Raw genomic sequence first — 19,221 nt, 5'->3', positions numbered from 1 at the left:
GAGCCACATGAGTGACATTTATGAGCAAGCAGCTCGCTTAATGCAAGAAAAACAATATTCGCAATTAGAAAACCTCTTAGAAAACACGGCCTCATCACCTGAACCCAACCCAGAATTACTCAGCATGTACGTCAAAAGCACCATTGCAAGCAATAAATGGGCAAAAGCCCTTGCTGCTTGGGAATTGCTGAGACAACACTCGGTTGAGCACAGCAATCAGATCAAAATCGCAAAAGCATTTGTTTACATGCCCGATGCAATCGAAATGCCTGAGTCCATATCCTATCTCTTGGAAGCAGAAGAGACCCCCTCGGTCATTGAAGAGCTAAAAATCGTCAACCGCTCGCATTTCAACACCATTCAACCGTCATTGGCAAAGCTCACCCGAGCCCAATTGGAACAGCGCCCCTTAAGCAAAAATCTGTGCCAAATCATTTTTTTACTGCAACTGGATGACTGGAAAGAGCAAGCCCAGTGCTTTTTGACTGACAACCTCAACAGCTATACTTTTGAAGAAGTTTGTGTATTTCACAACTCAGCTAAAGAATTGTTTGGTTATGACGTTGTGTTCGAATGCTTCAATCAAAACAAGCAGCACTCAACCGAAAACATTTTTAGCCTTTTAATATTAAATGACATCCACCAACAAAAACTGACAAGACATCAGGCAACCACCTTACTCAATCAACTCGCTCAGTCTGAAGATGAGATGAAACCACCATTTGACAAAGCAAAAGCAGCATCCTTTCATTTGGTGAATAAACACTTGTCTGCATTTAATTTTGACAATCTATTATCAGCCTCTTCTGCACCTCCAAGCCCTAAAAAACCTCGAATTGCTCTTTGTATTTCAGGTCAATTGCGAGGCTATCAACAAGCATTTCAAAGTTTAAAAGACACCCTCATCAAGGACCTCTCTCCCGACATCTTTGTCCACACATGGCTGGATGTTGGTGGCTACAGAGAGCCGATTCTGTCGCATGCACAACGCGTATTTCCAAGCTGTTTTTCTGATGCCTATAAAAATGCACTGATGGCAACAGACCTTAATGGCATGAAAACAAAATATCCATCGTTATTCGCAAAGCTCAAGGACCCCACACAGGCCTCACCCGATGGCTTACGCAACTTTTATGGCACGGAACATGTGGTTATCGAAGACGACAGCCAACCTCCATTTTCAACATTAAATAACTTTCAAAAAATGTATTATAAAATGCATGCTTGCCATGAGTTGGCCATGCAAACATCCGATTACGACTATGTGATTCGAATTCGTCCAGATAGACCCATACACTGCACCGCTGCGATTGATTGGGAGCAGGTTTTATCATCAGCAAAGCACAACCATGTTTTTCTTGATGGTGGATTGAGGCTGCACTCAACGGTTAAAATGGTTGTTGGGGATCAATTTGCGTTGGGTTCGAAAGAAACCATGGACATTTACACCTCATCTTGGAAAAGTGCAGAGTTTTTTAAAGCCCAACATTTACCTGGCGGCCTACCCTTACGCCCCCACAGCTCGATTGCATATCGGTTATGGATGTCCGGAAAGTCAATCGGTCGAATCGACAACATGACATTCCCGCCACTGATAAACTTAACGTTACCTGCAACCGACATATTAAAATGTTTACAGATTGACTCGGCAAACAGAATGGATGATGTTGACCGACTTCTGCTTTCTGCCGTACAAAAAGATTTGATTTTGGAGAAATAAATGAAAGTACTTTCGCACAGAGGCTATTGGAAAAATGAATCTGAAAAGAACCAAGCCATTGCATTTGAGAGGTCATTTTCCTTGGGCTTTGGGACTGAAACAGACCTCCGCGATTTCAATGGCGAATTGGTCATTTCTCACGACATCGCGAACAGCTCCTGCCTACAAGCCTCGTCTTTTTTCGAAATTTATAATAAACATGGCTGCACCGCCCCTCTTGCGTTAAACATCAAATCAGATGGCTTGCAACAGAAGTTAAAAGACATGTTGAGCCTATTCAACATTGAAAACTATTTTGTATTTGACATGTCCGTCCCCGATGGATTGCAATACCTAAAGCACAACATAAACACATACACCCGTGAAAGTGAGTATGAAACCAGCCCCTCTTTCTATAAAGAAGCATCGGGGGTTTGGCTGGATGAGTTCCACTCTCATTGGATCACTGAGAATACAATTAGCTCACACATCAATCACGGCAAACACATGTGCATCGTATCACCCGATTTGCATAAGCGCGATTACATAGAAGAGTGGGCCTCTTACAAAAAAATTGAAAAAAAACTAGGAATTAACAATTTAATGATTTGCACAGATTTTCCAGAAACAGCAGAGGAGTTTTTTAATGACTAAAATTAAAGCCGTTTTATTTGATATGGACGGGGTTCTAATTGAAGCAAAAGATTGGCACTATGAAGCGCTTAACAATGCATTGCAGCTTTTTGGTATGGAAATCAGCCGTTACGATCACTTGATTACCTATGATGGGCTTCCAACCAAGAAAAAGCTTGAAATGCTGACAATGGAAAGAGGCTTACCCATTGGACTGCACAACTTCATCAATGACATGAAGCAACAATACACCATGGAGATTGTATACGCTCAATGTAAGCCAAGGTTTTATCATGAGTATGCATTATCGAAACTTCAAACAGAAGGTTACCGGATGGCGGTATGCTCCAACTCCATTCTGAATACAATTGAAATCATGATGCAAAAAGCGTCTCTTGATAAATACCTTGATTTTTATGTTTCAAATCAAGATGTAACGCACGGCAAACCAAATCCTGAGATGTATAACAAAGCAATCGCCAAGATGGGCTTGACTCCAAGCGAATGCATGATTGTTGAAGACAATGAAAATGGCATTAAAGCGGCTCGAGCCAGCGGTGCTCATGTCATGATTGTTAATGCGGTAGAAGATGTCAATTATGACAACATACAACATCATATCCGCACATTTGAAGGGGCAGCACAATGATCAACATTTTAATTCCAATGGCTGCAAAAAATCAGTTTTTCCCAGAAAGTGAATATCCTTATCCACGATTCTTGATTGAATTCAATGGAAAAACCATGATTGAGCATGTTTTGAATAATTTATCAAAAATTGCAGACGAGGTTCAATTTATTTTTATAATTAATGAGGATGATTGTAAAAAATTTCATTTAGACAATATCTTGGGTTTACTGACCAATCATACTTGCACAATCATTAAAATCAACCGTGAAACAAGGGGTGCCGCATGCAGCGCCTTATTGGCAATCGAACACATCAACAATGCCACCCCATTGATTATCTCGAATGCAGACCAAATATTTGATGTTGACCTGAAAGACGCCATTAAACATTTCGAGACCCACTCAGGCGGCGTTGTATGCTTTGAATCGATACATCCTAGGTGGTCCTATGCACGCATTGACTCTAAAGGCACAATCACAGAAACATCCGAGAAGCGCCCCATCAGTAAAAATGCAATTGCGGGCTTTTACTATTTCTCACAAGGGCGTGATTTTGTGAGCTCAGCGATGCAGATGATTAAAAAAGATGCCAGCGTCAATGGCCATTTTTTCATTGCCCCCGTTGTCAATGAAATGGTACTCAGCGACAATAAAATGACCACTTATTCAATCCCCAACGACCGTTATCATACTTTTTACACCCCTTCAAAAATACATGAATTTGAAAGAGACCAACAATAATGTCAATCCAACTCACGCAACAGTACATTGCGCTGTTCAATGCCAAAGACATTGATGGCATTGCAAAACTATTGACCCATGATTTTGTTTTGGAAGATCCTGTTGTCAAACGCATACAGGGCAAACAGGATGCACTTTCAGCCATTTTAAATATTTTCAACTCTTGTACACAACTAAGTTTTGTTGCCAAAAATATTTATCAAGATCACATGACGACAATTATTGAGTTTGTATTAACACTTGATCATCAAGTCCTAACGGGTACAGACATCATAGACTGGAATGACATGGGACAAATGATCGAACTTCGTGCTTACTTGGACATTCCAAAATGAAAACAGCAACACTAAATGACATGGTTAAAGGATGGTTTGTGGGTAACTTTACCCCCACATTGTTAGCAACCAATGATGTGGAAGTCGCGGTGAAAGAGTACCTCAAAGGTGACTCTGAAGGCAGGCATTACCATAAAATAGCAACTGAAATCACCGTCGTCGTCAGCGGCCGAGTAAAAATGAATGGATTAGAATACTCGAAGGGCGACATTATTGTCATCGAACCTGGCGAATCAACCGATTTTGAAGCCTTAGAAAACACAGTATGCACAGTGGTTAAGTTTCCAGGAGCCAACAACGACAAATATTTAGGAGAATTAAACAAATGATTAACATCGTAATTCCAATGGCAGGCCAAGGCAGCCGATTCGCAAGCGCAGGCTACGAAAAACCAAAACCATTTATTGATGTTGCTGGAAAGCCGATGATCACACGGGTGCTAGAGAATTTGGCTCACCCAAATGCTCGATATGTTTTAATCGCACGCAAAGAGCACATGGATAGAGAAAAAGACCTCGTCCAGCAAATCGAAGCAGAATTTAATGCTGTTTTTGTGCCCGTTGAAAAGCTAACCGAAGGAACTGCATGTACTGTGCTGTACGCTCGAAAGTACATTAACAATGATGCCCCGTTACTAATTGCAAATTCAGACCAGATTGTTGACATCAACATCGGTGATTTCATCAGCGATTGCCAAGAACGTCACCTTGATGGCTCCATCCTCACATTCATTGATGAACACAAGGATCCAAAGTGGTCTTTTGCAAAAACAGATGACAACGGCTTGGTGACTGAAGTTAAAGAAAAAAAAGTCATTTCACAGTATGCCACTGTTGGCATTTACTTTTACACCAAAGGCAGTGACTTTGTAAATGCGACCATTGATATGGTGGTTGAAAATGATCGGGTCAATAATGAATTTTATACCTGCCCCACTTACAACTACGCCATAAACGAAGGTAAAAAAATAGGCATTTACAACATTCCATTTAAAAGCATGCATGGCATAGGCACGCCTGATGACTTAAATGATTATTTACGTCATGGTTTGAAACAATAGGACACCATATGAAAGTTGCGATTCTCGCCAACTGCCAAGCACGTCCACTTGCGACCTTGCTGACAGAAATTCAGCCTGACATTGAGGTTTCCTCAATGGGCATTGTCCACCTCATCAAAGATGAACAAGAGGCGGAATATTCAGAAGCCTTAACAGCTGCGGATGTCATCATTGCCCAGCAGGTTGCGACAAACTACCCTTGTCAATTTGTGACAACGAATCGCTTGCGTGAACAATATGGCGACAAAGTCATGTCCATAGTGAACCTTTATTATGCGGGCTACAACCCTGAGATCATGTACCTCAGGTTACAAGGGGGCACATTGGGTGGCCCCTTGGGAGACTACCATTTAAAAAGCATTGTCCAATCATGGGGCGATGGCATTGGCATCGATGACTGCATCAGAAACTGTTTAAGTGTCGAATATAACCAAGCATTTTTTACCGGGGTCCCCGAACAGTCGCTGCTTGAGTTAAAGCGAAGAGAGGCTGAAACGTCTATTCCGATTGTTGATTTCATTGAACAGCACCAGTCAGTGAGCAAACTGTTCCATGTGATGAATCACCCCGTCAATGACTTGTTGATTGAATATGCCAAACGCATTGTGACTCAACTTGGCTTTCCGAAGCCAGAGGTGAATCTTGCAAAACGGCCCGAATATTTGGGACCTTTTCAACTGCCATCCAATGCTTATTCGCACGCCCACCTTCAACTTGAGTGCACAGAAGTGGCGTATTATCAAGGCTTAAAGTTTGAGCAGCCCACGGATGGACCAATCAAGTACAGTGGCCCATACCGCTATCAGCTACCCGAACTGGTCGAAGCCTACTATGCACTTTATGATCACCATTCAGATCGTGTGCATGCTTTTCTTAAACGTTAAGTTGTTAAACAAGGGGTATGCAATGAAATCAAGCATTTTGGGGGCAATCAGCCAATCATGCGCAAAAAAAGGACTGTTCTTTTTTTTATTGATTCCCTTACCTTACGACACAAGCTTTGCAATTGAAACACCCACAGCCCATGACGCGCTCATAAGCAGCCCCCCGCCACACATCAATTGGTCCGGCAAACGGGTGTTGTGGCTGGGCACATCGATCCCACACCAAGGGGTCGGGATTGACGGCTATCCAGAACAGTTTTGTAAACACATGGGCTGTACTGTGACGAACAATGCGTTCTCAGGCAGCCACATCCGATGGTTTGAAAAGGATGTCGATGAGTCTTGTGCACAAGCATGGAACACCCCCAAAGGCTTGTCTGCAACCTACCGAGAGCTTTCAGAAAAAATACAAGCCGCACGCCCTGACGATGGAAGCAGCAGCTATGACCTCTCGTGTAAAAAGGCCACCAATCCCATACAAATGAGTTACGAATATCGAATTAACTCTTTTTGGGAGCAATCGCCTTACGATGTGGTTGTCATCGATCACGGGCACAACGACCGAACCATCAACCCCAAAGACCGTGAAAGTGCTTTGGGCACGCTAACCCCATCGTCCATAGAAGTGCTGTCCATCACAAAAGGCTTCACAACCAAAATCAAACTCCCACAGGATCACAAACTGCAGGTCAACGATGACATCACACTAAGAACGCCCAGCATCCCTCAAATGGATTTCTGGACGGGAGAAATTCAACAAATAACTGGCGATGTGGCGACCATTAACCTCGATTCAAGCCATTTTAAAGGGCAAGATCTCGGCCACAGTCACATGGTCACATATGACAAATCAAAATTTTTTGATGCTTACAACCTCATCATCAATGACATTTACCATATGCATGCACGCTACGGTGGTGCGCAACCCACACTCATTCTCATGACCCCACCAACAGAATGGACGGGCGGCCGAAATGATGGCTCCATTGCAAACATCAACACCGCAATCTATCGCCTGGCACAACAGTGGCACCTGCCTTTTTTCAATCTAACCACTGATTTAAATATTCAATCACAAAACCTCACGGATTACTTGCCAGATAAAGTTCATCCAATCACAACGGCAACCCGAAAAACCATTGCGGATCACATCGCAGCATGGGCTATGCAGTAAAAACAGGGAGAAAAGATGTCTTTCACAGACTTCAAATTGGTACCCGCAACAGTGATTACGGGCATGCACAGATCAGGCACATCAATGGTCACTCAACTGCTCGCTCATGCGGGCCTGTGGCTTGGCTCTGAAGAAAAACTCATGCCCGCAAAGCCTGACAACCCCGATGGTTTTTATGAACATTTGGATATTGTTTGGATTCACAATGCATTACTGCAACAGCATCATGGCGGCTGGGACTTCGAGCCCACATTTTCAGACAATTGGCAGCATGCCGAATCGATGTCTGATTTGAGATCCCGAGCAATCAGCACATGTAAAAAAATCAGTTCAGAGCAAAACAAACATCAAGCATGGGGCTGGAAAGATCCACGGACATGTTTTTTTCTGCCTTTTTGGCACTCTTTAATGCCAGACATGAAGCATGTCATCTGCGTGCGCAATCCTCTCGCAGTGGCGCAGTCGATTCGTGCACGCAACAACAACTCTTTACCCTTTGGTTTAGATTTATGGGAGCGATACAACCGCAACCTGCTGAATAACGTGCACGCAGGATCTTTTGTCGTGACCCATTACGACTCCTGGTTTATTGACCCTCAAAAAGAGCTGCTCCGACTCACGCGCTTTCTGGGTTGGGAGGCACAGAAAATAAAAGAATCCACATTACAAACCCTCATCAAACCCAGTTACAGGCATCACCAAATGGTCACCTTAGATGACCTACAAAAACACTGCCCTCCATCCGTCTTACAGTTATACAGCACATTGTGTGAGCAAGCCGAGATTGACATGGGTTGAACACTTTAAAAATCAGGGGCATTGCAATGCCCCTCGTCAAAGCGCTGGGTCATGAAATCCATGCATTGAGTGTGAGTATTGAGCCAAGTCAATTGCCCTGAATGCATCACATGGATGCCTTGTGAGTCCATCCGCTTCGAGTTCAACGGCATCATCAACACATGCTTTACTACTTTAAAAACCATCAATGCACACTTGCGGTTGAATGCTTTATGACCCGAATGGGGTTGATTCCCTCAAGCATGTCAACGACGGGCGTCATCAATTGCCAATGACGGGTAAAGGATGTCTCATAAAAAAACCACCTGTCGGTGGTTTTTTTAACATTGAACAAGCAATGAATTGAGGCTAAACGATGAACATCAATTATTTCAATTTCGCTTCAACACCTTCGACCAGCCAGTCAAGTTTACTCAAATCGGCATCGCTCAATTCAGCACCTTTGGCTACTTTTTCTGCACCTGATTGATCTTTGATGGGGCCGACAAACACTTTGCCACCTTTAGCAAGCTCGGATTTTTTGCCATCAACAAACGTTTTGACATCTGCGGGTACGGATGCGTTCATACTGACCAAATCCACCCAGCCATCTGCAACGCCTTTCCATTGGTTGGCATTGTTGAATTTGCCATCCACCACGCCTTTAACCGCTTTGGTATAAAAATCGCCCCACTTGATGACCGACGATGCCAATGCCGCTTTGGGGCCGTAGGCACTCATGTCTGAGTCCCAGCCGAACGCCATTTTGCCTTTTTCTTCAGCTGTTTTAAGCACGGCTGACGAGTCTGTGTTTTGCATCAAGACGTCCGCACCTTGGCCAATCAAAGTTTCTGCGGCGGCACGTTCTTTGTTCATGTCAAACCATGAGCCCGTAAAGACCACTTTGGTTTTGATCGCTGGATTGACGCTGCGCGCACCCAAAGTGAAGGCATCGATGTTACGAATCACTTCAGGAATCTGAATCGAAGCCACAAAACCGAGTACACCTGTTTTACTCATTTTACCAGCGGTCACACCGGCCAAGTATGCGCCTTCATACGTGCGTGCTTCGTAAGTGCCCATGTTGGGCGCGTTTTTATAACCTGTCGCATGGTAAAAATATGTTTTGGGTGAGCTCTGAGCCACTTTCAATGTTGAATCCATGTAGCCGAAAGATGTGGTGAAGACGATTTGGTTGCCTTTAGCGACCAAATCGCGAATCACACGCTCTGCATCCGCGCCTTCAGGCACACTTTCGACTTGTGTGGTTTTGACCGTGATGCCCTCTTTGGCTAAATTTTCGATCATCGCTTTCCGACCATTGTCATGTGCGAACGTCCAACCACCATCACCGACAGGGCCCACATAGATGAAGCCCACATTGACTTCTTTTGCACCAGCCGCAGCAGGCTTGGCATCGGCTGCGGGTGCAGCTGCGGGTTTGCTTTCTTCTTTCTTGCCACCGCATGCGATTAAAGTTGCCGCCGCCAAAGTCGCCACAGCAAAGCTTAGGGTTTTACGTAACATATCGTTTACCTTTCAAGTAACGTTTAAAATTTAAAAACATCCACAGCGTGAACACCAACACATTTTCAATCAACCATTGTAAGGTTGCCCCAATGATGCGGGTGCATTCAATTTAATTTTTTGCCAATCGCGCGAAATCCAGCACAGAATCACCACAGTGGCCATATAAGGCAGCGCATTCAACACCTGTGCATTGGTCAAAAACCCAAGCACACCACTTGCGAATGAAGCGCTGTGATCCAAAATGTCTTGCACCGAAGCATTGGCCGCCTGCACGGCAAAACCCATCGAGCGCATCAAGCCAAACAGGAGTGCACCAAAAATCAAGCGGCTCGGGTGCCATGTTGCAAACACCACCAAAGCCACCGCAATCCAGCCGACGCCGCCTGTGATGCCCTCTTGCCATGCTTTGAACTGCACCAGTGAAATGAATGCCCCCGCTAACCCCGACAGCGCACCCCCCAAAATTGTTGCGCCATAACGCACCTTGACCACATCAAAACCAATCGCATGGGCTGAATTGGGTGACTCACCCACCGCGCGCAGCAACAAACCCGATGGGGTGTGATACAACCACCACGCCAAAAACACCACCAATGCAATCGACAGATAGGCCAACAACGATTGCTTAAACACCTCACCAAGCACAGGGACATCGGCTAAAAAAGGAATCGGCAAGGCGGTGAAACCCGTCACAGATTGCCCAACAAACTTAATCCCCAGCAAAGCCGACAAACCTGTGGTCAAAATGGTCAAAGCCAAACCCGTTGCCACTTGATTGGTCAATAAACGCACCACTAAAAAGGCAAATAAAGCCGCAAACAACATCCCCACGCACACGCCCGCGAGCACCCCCAGCCACGCCGAGCCAGACCACAACGCGACGGCAAAGGACGACACGGCGCCCATCAACATCATGCCTTCCACACCCAAATTGAGCACACCTGCTTTTTCGGTGATCAATTCGCCCATGCCCGCCAACACCAACGGCATGGCGGCGAGCAACACGCTGGCAATCAAACTGGTTAAAAAAATGTCCATTATTTTTTACTCACACGGTAGTTCACCAACACATCTGCCCCCAACAGAAAAATCAACAGCAGGCCTTGAAACAAACTGCTGACCGATTTGGGCAATGACATCGCCAATTGCAACGCCTCCCCCCCCAGCATCAACAATGCCATCAACAAAGATGCCAGCACAATGCCGATCGGATTCAAACGCCCAAGAAAAGCCACAATGATTGCAGTGAAACCATAGCCAGGCCGCCAAGAGTCTTGTAACTGACCCACAGGTCCGACCAATTCCAGCGCACCCGCCAAGCCCGCCATTGCGCCACTGATGAGCATCACCAACCACACCAAACGCTTTCCACTAAACCCCGCATAATTGGCCGCAGCAGGTGCTAAACCCGCCACACGCATTTGATAACCAATGAAGCTTTTGTTCATCAGCACCCAAAAGGCGGGCACAATCAAAAACAACAGAAAAATCCCCACATGCAAACGGGTGCCCTCAAACAGCGTCATCCATGAGGCCAATAAAGGCAAAGTGGCCTCCAACGGAAATGTGGCGGACTGCGGAAAACCAGCACCATTCGGATCTTGTAAAACAGCGGTGCTAGCGGCGGAGCCCACCAGCACGTATTGCAAGACACTTTGCGCCACATACACCAACATCAAAGTGGTTAAAATTTCATTCGCATTGAAGCGCGTGCGCATCCATGCGGCCAAACCCGCCCACAGCATGCCACCCAACACACCCGCAAACACCATGATGACCGCCAACACCCCCGAATGCACCGTGCCCTGCAACAGCACCATCGTGCTGGTGGCAAAAACACCGCCCATGACCAATTGGCCTTCTGCACCAATGTTCCACACATTGGCTCGGTACGCCACCGCCAAGCCCAAGGCAATCAAACACAAAGGCAAAGCTTTGAGCAACCATTCCGCCACCCCATTCAGGGTAGACAATGGCTCAATAAAGTACGCTGTGAATGCATCACCAACGTCCACACCAATCGCAACAAAGACAGCCAAACCAGACAACAACGTCAAGGCCGTCACCATAATCGGTACCAAAACTTGCATTTTGACCGACGGCACGTCGCGTGGTGTCAATTTAAACGATAAACCCATGTTGTCTTTCCAATGCTGTTATTTTAATCATGCTTTCCTCAACCACCTATGTTCATTCACCCATGTTCATTCACTTATGCTCATTCACTTTATTTGCACATCGATGGCATCGATGACATCAAGCGACATTCACCTGATGCCCCTGTGAGTCGGATGGCGCACGGGATGTGCCTGCATCAAACAAGCCCGACATCCACACGCCAATTTGATCGGGTGTCGTGCTGTCAATCATCACCGCAGGTGATAATCGCCCTTGCGCCAACACCGCGATGCGATCCGCCACTTGAAAAATCTCCTCAAGCTCCTCAGACAACAGCACAATGGCCACCCCTTGTGCAGCCAAATCCAACAGCTGTTGGCGCAAAAACGCAGCAGCTCCTACGTCCACCCCCCACGTCGGCTGCGCCACCACCATCAAGGCGGGTGCGAGCATGATTTCACGACCCATGATGAATTTTTGCAAATTGCCACCCGACAAACTGCTGGCGACGGCATCAGGGCCATCGCATTTGACTTTGAAGCGGCTGATGCAGCGCTTGGCAAAATCACGGATCACTTGCTTTTGCATCATGCCTTTATTCAACATGCCCTCCTCTGAGGAATACGCCGTGAGCAAGGTGTTATCAACCAAACTCATCGCAGGCACCGCCCCTTTACCCAAGCGTTCTTCTGGCACAAAACACAAACCCAGCCCCAGCTGACGGCGATGCATCGGGCGCAAATGCCCTGCATCCTGCCCCAACATGTGCACCATGCTCGGTGCACTGGTGCGCTCACCCGATAAAGCGGCCAACAACTCGGCTTGCCCATTGCCCGAAATGCCTGCAATGCCCAAAATCTCACCTGAATGCACAGAAAAACTCACATCCGCCAAGCTCACCCCAAAAGGATCGTCCGTTTGCACCGATAACTGATTCACCTGCAAACGCACTTCGCCCAATGGCCCATGACGGTGTTCAAACTGCGGCAGCGTCTGGCCAATCATCATTTGCGCCAAATGTTCCACTGTTTCATTTTTAGGCGAACATTCACCCGTGACTTGGCCATGACGCAACACGGTCGCACGGTCGCACAAGGATTGGATTTCATCGAGTTTGTGACTGATGTACACAATGCTGCAGCCTTCTGCCGCCAACTGGCGCAAGGTGTGAAACAAGGTTTCAACCGCCTGCGGGGTCAACACAGAGGTGGGCTCATCCATGATCAGCAATTTGGGCTTTTGCAACAGACAACGAACGATTTCAACCCGCTGACGTTCACCAACAGACAGGTGGTGTACCAAACGCTGTGGTGCAATGGGTAAACCATATTGCTCAGACACCTCAACAATGCGCTTGGACAACTCATCCATCGGGATGTGGCCATCCATCGCCAAAGCAATGTTTTCAACAACAGTCAACGTCTCAAACAAAGAAAAATGCTGGAACACCATGCCAATGCCCAAAGCCCGTGCATCTTTTGGGCTTTTGATGGTCACCGCCTGACCGTTCCATTCAATCACGCCATGGTCTGGGGCGGTCACGCCATAAATCATTTTCATCAATGTGGATTTACCAGCACCGTTCTCGCCCAGCACCGCATGGATTTCACCGGGTTTCACCTCAAGAGAAACAGCGTCATTGGCTCGCATACGGCCATACGCTTTGGTCATACCCGTGAGTTTTAATCGTGCAGTCATATGAGATTGTGTCGCGCAGAAGAGAATAAAGGGCTGCATTTACATTCAATTGCCATGCAAATGCCATTTAAAAAACGCTATTTTACCAAAACGTGACTATATATGGCATGATAATCACTCAGCCACTCAAATGAGAGCTTGCCTCGATGCTTATAAACCACACACTTTATGTCAACCATTTATGCATCAATCACGTTATTGGCCTCGGATCACATAAAGCCCCCTCAATAGGACTCCACACCATGAACAGCCGTAAAGCACAACATTTACAACGCCAAGCCTTCGACATCGCCACATCAACCCCTCAAGTCATCGCCCAGCGCGTCGGCCAAATGATGACCCCTGGCTACAGCCCAAACGGGAAAGACCAACCAGAGTTCAATAAAATGATCCTTGAAAAAGTATCTGCATTTTATGAGTCATGGTGGGCAATGGGCTTGGCATCGGTACAAGCCCAGCAAAGCATGTTTTCTGCACTGACCCGCATGGTTCCGAGCTTAATGCCAACACCTTTTTCACCCGCAAAAGCCATGTCAATGGGACAAATGCAAAGCTTAGGGCAAAACCTGTTGACCTCTCAGTTCAACATGATGAACAAAGGGCTTCAGCCCATCAGCAGTCGCGTGAAAGCAAATGCGAAACGTTTGAGCAAATAGTAAAATCACAAATAGGCCTAAAAAACCGGAGTACAAATGATTAAACGCCACTCAACTGAGTGGCGTTTAATCGGGCGCGGAACCTCAGCCAACTGCATTTTCTCAATGCTCGCTCAGCTCAGCACAATTCACACCACACCTGCACACTTCGCCCACCCAACACAGCGGCCTTTTCATCCACATCGCCGCCCAGTTGTGCCGTATGGCTGTCACAAGCCAATCGCCATTCACAGCCCGCATGAGGCGCAGGTAAAGTCAGGGGAACAGCCTCGAATCCCGCATTAAACCACAACAACACACTTTCACCGTCGTGATACAAGGACAGACCAAGGCAACGGCTGCCACTGTACCAATCACCCACTTGCATTTCCTGTCCGTCGGTGCGCCACCAATGCACATCGGCCAAACGCGCATCGCCCTCCATCTGACCTGTGAGGAAGTGGTCAAAATGCAGCGTCCTTAAACTCCGACGCAAGGCAGATAATCCCCCCACAAATCCAATCAATGATTGATCCGCATTCACCCAATCAATCCATGTGACTTCATTGTCTTGCGCATATGCATTGTTATTGCCACGCTGAGTCCGACCCAGCTCATCGCCTGCCGTCAACATCACCGTGCCTTGCGAAACAAACAGCATGGTCAACAACGCACGAATGTCCTGCATGCGATTGTCTTTCAACTGTTGAATGGCCACAAGATCAGCATCATCAGGCAGTTCACCTTCGACGCAATGGCTCCAACTGTGGTTGTCGTTGCTGCCATCGCGGTTTTGTTCGCCATTGTTTTGATTGTACTTGTGGCTGTACGACACCACATCCCGCAGGCAAAACCCATCGTGCGCGGCGATAAAATTCACACTGGCTTTGGGTGTGCGGCCATCGTGCGCAAACACATCACTCGACCCCGACAAACGAGTGGCCAAGCCGCCCAACGCATTGGGCTGGCCTTGCCAATAGCGGCGGACATCATCGCGGTATTTGTCATTCCACTCCAGCCACGGCGATTGAAAGTGCCCCAATTGATAGCCGCCAGGCCCCACATCCCACGGCTCGGCAATCAACAGCGCCTGAGACAACAAGGGGTCATTTTTCATCATGCTCAACAACGGGGCTTGATTGCTAAAACCCGTCGGTAAGCGCCCCATGACCGTTGCCAAATCAAAGCGAAAGCCCGCCACCCCGGTTTTTAATATCCAATGGCGCATGGTGTCCATCATCAATTGCACCACACCCTCGCGCTCACAAGCGATCGTATTGCCACACCCTGTGTCGTTGATGAGTTGAAAACCATCATTGTGTTTGTAATAGTATCGATTATCCAAACCACGCATCGACAAAATGGGGCCAAATACATCGCCTTCACCCGTGTGATTGAACACAACATCAAGGATCACTTGAATGCCAACCGCTTTCAATGCAGCCACCGTATCACGCAACTCACGCCAGCCACCTGGACACAGTCGTGGCTCAGTCGCCATCATCGCCACGGGATTGTAACCCCATGCATTGTGCAACCCCAAATGAACCAAATGCCGCTCATTGACCCACGCCGCAATCGGCATCAGCTCAAGCGTGTCCACACCCAATGTCAACAAGTGCTCAATGACGCATGGTTCGCGCAATGCGGCCACCGTACCGCGCACATGTTCAGGCACATCGGGATGTAACTGCGTGAATGCTTTGACCGACAGCTCATAAATGAACTGGGGTGGTGTTGATACGGGGTGCATCGCATCAAACCGCAGCAGGTGGCTTTGATCATTCTGACCGGCACCTTCATCAGCTTGCTCACGGCGAAAAATGGCTTTCGGCACCCAAGGTGCTGTATCAACACCCGCCGATTTCGGTTCAGACAACACCTCATCGTATACAAACGAACGGTTCAACTCAATCGCGTAGGGATCCACCAACAGTTTATTGGGATCATAAAACAAACCCACGCTGGGGTTGTACTCACCCTCCGCACGCAAGCCGTACCACAAGCCTGCCGAAGGAATCTCCAACGCACCGATGCTGACATGATGCACATCACCCGTTCGCGCGGGCAAGAGCACCCGCGCCACCTCGTGCTCATTGACATCAAAGACACAAAAATAAATCGCCGCTGCGTTGGGCGCAAGCACGGCGACATTGATGCCCCAATCGTCGATGCTGACACCAAGGGGACTGGGCTGACCATTTTTAATTAAAAAATCCATATTGTTTGCATCCATTTAACCCAGCAAGTCATGTAACTGCGCATACTGCAACAGCATGATGGTTTTTCCATCGCGAATCCGACCATCGGCCAACATGGCCAATGCATGAGAAAAAGGCAGCTCAAGCACCTCGATGTTTTCCTGCTCATGCGCGTGGCCGCCACCTTCGCTGACCTTCATGCTGCCATCGTACTCCGCGATAAAAAAATGAATCAACTCCGTGACGGAGCCTGGTGACATGTAGGCTTCAAATACTTTACTGACGTGTGTGAGTTGATAACCCGTTTCTTCTTCGGCTTCGCGTTTAATCGCCACTTCAGGATGATCTTGGTCAAGTAAACCCGCACACGTTTCGATCAACAGGCCATCATCATTGCCATTCAAATAAGTGGGCATGCGGAACTGACGGGTTAAAATGACCGTCTTCTGAACACGATTGAACAACAAAATGGTCGCCCCATTGCCTCGATCGTACGCCTCACGGGATTGCCTTTCCCATGTCCCATCGGCTTTTTGCAATTCAAATGTGACGTTGTTCAACGTGTACCAATTATCGGACAACAGTTCTGTTTTTAGGATATTGACGGCATGATTTGACATGTTGGTCTTTATTTATTCAGTTGAATGATTCAATTGGAACGTACAGCACAATCAAACACCATATTTGGCACGATACGCCGCCACTTGCGGGCGATATTCCATCAACTCAGTTGAGTCATTGCCATCCAAATAGACCATCAAATCAGCCAAATTGGCGATGGAAAACACAGGTAAGCCATACTCTTTTTCAACGTTTTGCACCGCTGAGTGCTCGCCCACATTGTCCGCAGTGCCACTCTTTTCCATGCGATCCAGAGCAATTAACACCGCCACAGGGGTCGCACCCGCTGCACGCAACATGTCCATCGACTCACGCACCGATGTGCCTGCTGAAATCACATCGTCAACAATGACCACGCGCTGTCCAGCCAATGGCGCCCCAACCAAAGTACCGCCCTCACCATGGTCTTTTGCTTCTTTGCGATTGTACGCGTAAGGTACGTTCGCACCTTTTTGTGACAACACCATCGCCGTCGCAGCCGCCAATGTGATGCCTTTGTACGCGGGGCCAAATAAAGCATCGAACTCAAATCCTGCTGCGCGTTTGGCCAATAAAACGTCGGCGTAACTGTTCGCCAACTGGTTTAAACTCGCGCCATCATAAAACAAACCCGCATTAAAAAAATACGGTGACAAACGACCTGCTTTGGTTTTGAACGCTCCAAAACGCAAAACGTTTTGCTGAAGGGCAAATTGAATGAATTGTTGTGCAACAGACATACTGAACTTTCTAAAAAATAAAGATAAACAAATGGTGTTCAGAGAAACATAAAAAATGGATTCATGCCTTTTTCATTTTCTCTCATGGTTTGGAAAAACGTGGAATGAGTCCACCTGATTCAAACAGATCAAAATAAATCAAAATAAATCGATTTATTCAAGGGATGAGCACTGTAAAGGTGTGTTCTCAACCATTTTGTGTTCCCAATCATTGACTTGATTGTGTTCAATTTTTATAAGGGTTTTCCTGATAATTTTTTTGATTCCGTTTTTGATTCCGTTTTTGATTCCGTTTTTGATGCAGTTTCTGAGTCAGTTTTTAACTCAAGGGACGAGAAACATTATTTTTCAACTTCCCCGCACTTTATTCAACTTAAATTGCGCATACAACGCATCAAAAGCCAACGCCATGGCCGCATTGGCAGGGCGCGCCACATCAACCACTTGCGCCGCCCAATGAACATATTCGGCTTGTTGGGCGTCATTCCAACACACTGGCGCTGCATGCATGATGTCACGCACATTGCACCACTTATCGGCCAATTTAATCAAATGCGCTTCATGGCTGAGCGTGCGCGTTTTGGCCAGTTGTAAAGCCTTGCGCTCCGCTTTTGGCCATGCAGGATCATCGCTGACCTCCAACACCATGCGGGCTATGGCATCACCAAACTGTGAGATCAACTCATCGACCGTGGTCTGCGTGTCCTCAATCGTGTCATGCAATAATGCAGCGCAGATGACATGCGCATCCGAAACACCACCCACTTCAGTCAAAAAAGCGGCCACAGCCAATGGGTGGTTGATGTACGGCGAACCATCAAGGTCTTTGCGCCATTGCTGCTTGTGCTTTTCCGCAGCAAACGATGCCGCTTTTAATATGAGTGCAAATGTCATACCCAGACCTCAATACATGTTCAAACACACCAAACATCAAACCAGACCTCACTCAACGGACAGCCCTGTTGATGCTTCTTTGGGCGTCACCCAGCGGGCAAAAAACAAACCCACTTCATACAACAACACCAAAGGCACTGCCAGCAACAACTGAGAAGCCACATCGGGCGGCGTCACCACCGCCGCAACGATGAATGCGCCAACAATCACATAGGGGCGCGCGCTGCGCAATTGGGGCAAAGTCACAATGCCCAATCGAACCAAAACAATCACCACCACAGGCACTTCAAAAGTCAAACCAAAAGCCAAAAACATGGTCAAACCAAAGCCCAAATAATTGTCAATGTCTGTCGCCATTTCCACCCCAAGTGGCGTGAGCGCAGCCATAAATTTAAACACCGTCGGGAACACAAACAAATAAGCAAATGTCGAGCCAATCAAAAACAAAACATAGCTGGATGCAATGATGGGAATCACCAATCGTTTCTCATGCTGATACAAACCAGGTGCCACAAATGCCCACACTTGATGCAAGACGACGGGTAAAGCCAGCACAAAAGACACCCACAGCACAAATTTCAACGGTACAAAAAAATTCGAAGTCACTTCCGTCGAAATCATGCGTGCCCCTTCGGGCAAACTGTCTATCATGGGTTTGGAAAACATCGTGAAAATGTCATTGCGCCAATACAGCAAGACAAGAAACACCACCAGCACCGCCAATGCGCTTTTAACAAGGCGCTCACGCAGTTCGACCAGATGCGACATCCACCCCGTCAATGAATCAACTTCGGTATCAGCGTGTGGTTTGGGTGGAGGGAGGATGGTGTTGGTCATGAAGGGCTAAAAAGAGGGAATAACAAAGAATAAAT

At 47.1% G+C, this 19,221-nt stretch carries 20 protein-coding genes; 11 read left to right on the top strand and 9 right to left on the bottom strand.

The features are described 5' to 3' along the window. Positions 1-7 precede the first annotated feature (7 nt). From DTO96_RS03330 to DTO96_RS03285, 10 genes are read left to right on the top strand one after another with little or no spacing between them, the layout of a single operon-like run. On the top strand, positions 8-1,720 hold the full coding sequence (locus DTO96_RS03330) for a hypothetical protein (protein ID WP_114562204.1): 1,713 nt from the start codon (positions 8-10) through the stop codon (positions 1,718-1,720). Beyond that, positions 1,721-2,353, top strand: coding sequence for a PI-PLC domain-containing protein (locus tag DTO96_RS03325; protein WP_114562203.1), 633 nt, complete (start codon positions 1,721-1,723; stop codon positions 2,351-2,353). It abuts the gene before it with no gap. Then, positions 2,346-2,981 carry an HAD family hydrolase gene (locus tag DTO96_RS03320; RefSeq protein ID WP_114562202.1) on the top strand — a complete coding sequence of 212 codons (636 nt, stop codon included), beginning with the start codon at positions 2,346-2,348 and terminating at the stop codon, positions 2,979-2,981. Before DTO96_RS03325 ends, DTO96_RS03320 begins: the two co-directional genes overlap by 8 nt. Continuing rightward, a complete protein-coding gene (locus DTO96_RS03315) occupies positions 2,978-3,703 on the top strand; it encodes a glycosyltransferase family 2 protein (RefSeq protein ID WP_114562201.1) in 726 nt (241 codons plus the stop codon). The genes DTO96_RS03320 and DTO96_RS03315 overlap by 4 nt, the downstream gene beginning before the upstream one ends. Beyond that, entirely contained in the window at positions 3,703-4,038 is a 336-nt protein-coding gene (locus DTO96_RS03310) for a nuclear transport factor 2 family protein (protein WP_114562200.1), read from the top strand. Before DTO96_RS03315 ends, DTO96_RS03310 begins: the two co-directional genes overlap by 1 nt. Next, a complete protein-coding gene (locus DTO96_RS03305; protein ID WP_114562199.1) occupies positions 4,035-4,367 on the top strand; it encodes a cupin domain-containing protein in 333 nt (110 codons plus the stop codon). Before DTO96_RS03310 ends, DTO96_RS03305 begins: the two co-directional genes overlap by 4 nt. Then, a complete protein-coding gene (locus tag DTO96_RS03300; RefSeq protein WP_225972550.1) occupies positions 4,364-5,098 on the top strand; it encodes a glycosyltransferase family 2 protein in 735 nt (244 codons plus the stop codon). Before DTO96_RS03305 ends, DTO96_RS03300 begins: the two co-directional genes overlap by 4 nt. An 8-nt stretch (positions 5,099-5,106) precedes the next feature. Continuing rightward, positions 5,107-5,982 carry a WcbI family polysaccharide biosynthesis putative acetyltransferase gene (locus DTO96_RS03295; protein WP_114562198.1) on the top strand — a complete coding sequence of 292 codons (876 nt, stop codon included), beginning with the start codon at positions 5,107-5,109 and terminating at the stop codon, positions 5,980-5,982. A 22-nt stretch (positions 5,983-6,004) separates the two neighbouring features. Continuing rightward, entirely contained in the window at positions 6,005-7,156 is a 1,152-nt protein-coding gene (locus tag DTO96_RS03290) for an SGNH/GDSL hydrolase family protein (protein WP_114562197.1), read from the top strand. Between the two features lie 15 nt (positions 7,157-7,171). Then, complete coding sequence (locus DTO96_RS03285) at positions 7,172-7,954, top strand: sulfotransferase family protein (RefSeq protein ID WP_114562196.1); 783 nt, start codon at positions 7,172-7,174, stop codon at positions 7,952-7,954. 366 nt (positions 7,955-8,320) lie between these two features. On the opposite strand, the gene DTO96_RS03280 is transcribed toward DTO96_RS03285, so the two are convergent. The 4 genes from DTO96_RS03280 to DTO96_RS03265 all read right to left on the bottom strand — a co-directional run bounded on the left by DTO96_RS03280 (position 8,321) and on the right by DTO96_RS03265 (position 13,279). Further along, entirely contained in the window at positions 8,321-9,460 is a 1,140-nt protein-coding gene (locus tag DTO96_RS03280) for a BMP family ABC transporter substrate-binding protein (RefSeq protein ID WP_114562195.1), read from the bottom strand. Between the two features lie 69 nt (positions 9,461-9,529). After that, positions 9,530-10,501 (bottom strand): ABC transporter permease, encoded by a 972-nt coding sequence (locus DTO96_RS03275; protein ID WP_114562194.1) that lies wholly within the window; start codon positions 10,499-10,501, stop codon positions 9,530-9,532. Next, positions 10,501-11,601, bottom strand: coding sequence for an ABC transporter permease (locus DTO96_RS03270; RefSeq protein ID WP_114562193.1), 1,101 nt, complete (start codon positions 11,599-11,601; stop codon positions 10,501-10,503). The genes DTO96_RS03275 and DTO96_RS03270 overlap by 1 nt, the downstream gene beginning before the upstream one ends. Positions 11,602-11,719: 118 nt before the next feature. Beyond that, positions 11,720-13,279 (bottom strand): ABC transporter ATP-binding protein, encoded by a 1,560-nt coding sequence (locus DTO96_RS03265; protein WP_225972549.1) that lies wholly within the window; start codon positions 13,277-13,279, stop codon positions 11,720-11,722. A 242-nt stretch (positions 13,280-13,521) separates the two neighbouring features. Between DTO96_RS03265 and DTO96_RS03260 the strand changes: the two genes are divergently transcribed. After that, positions 13,522-13,935 (top strand): polyhydroxyalkanoate granule-associated phasin, encoded by a 414-nt coding sequence (locus tag DTO96_RS03260; RefSeq protein WP_114562191.1) that lies wholly within the window; start codon positions 13,522-13,524, stop codon positions 13,933-13,935. Between the two features lie 118 nt (positions 13,936-14,053). Here DTO96_RS03260 and glgX read toward each other — a convergent pair whose 3' ends face one another. The 5 genes from glgX to tatC form a co-directional block, all read right to left on the bottom strand. Then, on the bottom strand, positions 14,054-16,135 hold the full coding sequence (glgX, locus tag DTO96_RS03255; protein WP_157964310.1) for a glycogen debranching protein GlgX: 2,082 nt from the start codon (positions 16,133-16,135) through the stop codon (positions 14,054-14,056). 15 nt (positions 16,136-16,150) lie between these two features. Continuing rightward, positions 16,151-16,735 carry a GDP-mannose pyrophosphatase NudK gene (nudK, locus tag DTO96_RS03250; RefSeq protein ID WP_114562189.1) on the bottom strand — a complete coding sequence of 195 codons (585 nt, stop codon included), beginning with the start codon at positions 16,733-16,735 and terminating at the stop codon, positions 16,151-16,153. A 51-nt stretch (positions 16,736-16,786) separates the two neighbouring features. Next, the gene (pyrE, locus tag DTO96_RS03245) at positions 16,787-17,455 is read right to left on the bottom strand and encodes an orotate phosphoribosyltransferase (protein ID WP_114562188.1); all 669 of its coding nucleotides are present in this window, start codon (positions 17,453-17,455) and stop codon (positions 16,787-16,789) included. 348 nt (positions 17,456-17,803) lie between these two features. Then, the gene (locus DTO96_RS03240) at positions 17,804-18,349 is read right to left on the bottom strand and encodes an HD domain-containing protein (RefSeq protein WP_114562187.1); all 546 of its coding nucleotides are present in this window, start codon (positions 18,347-18,349) and stop codon (positions 17,804-17,806) included. A 48-nt stretch (positions 18,350-18,397) separates the two neighbouring features. Next, on the bottom strand, positions 18,398-19,186 hold the full coding sequence (gene tatC / locus DTO96_RS03235) for a twin-arginine translocase subunit TatC (protein WP_114562186.1): 789 nt from the start codon (positions 19,184-19,186) through the stop codon (positions 18,398-18,400). Between the last annotated feature and the right edge of the window lie 35 nt (positions 19,187-19,221).

Origin of the sequence: Ephemeroptericola cinctiostellae (assembly GCF_003339525.1) — a bacterium.
GTDB classification, from domain to species: Bacteria; Pseudomonadota; Gammaproteobacteria; order Burkholderiales; family Burkholderiaceae; genus Hydromonas; species Hydromonas cinctiostellae.
The sequence above is the reverse complement of the archived record's forward strand: the minus strand, read 5'-3'. Positions and strand labels throughout refer to the sequence as shown.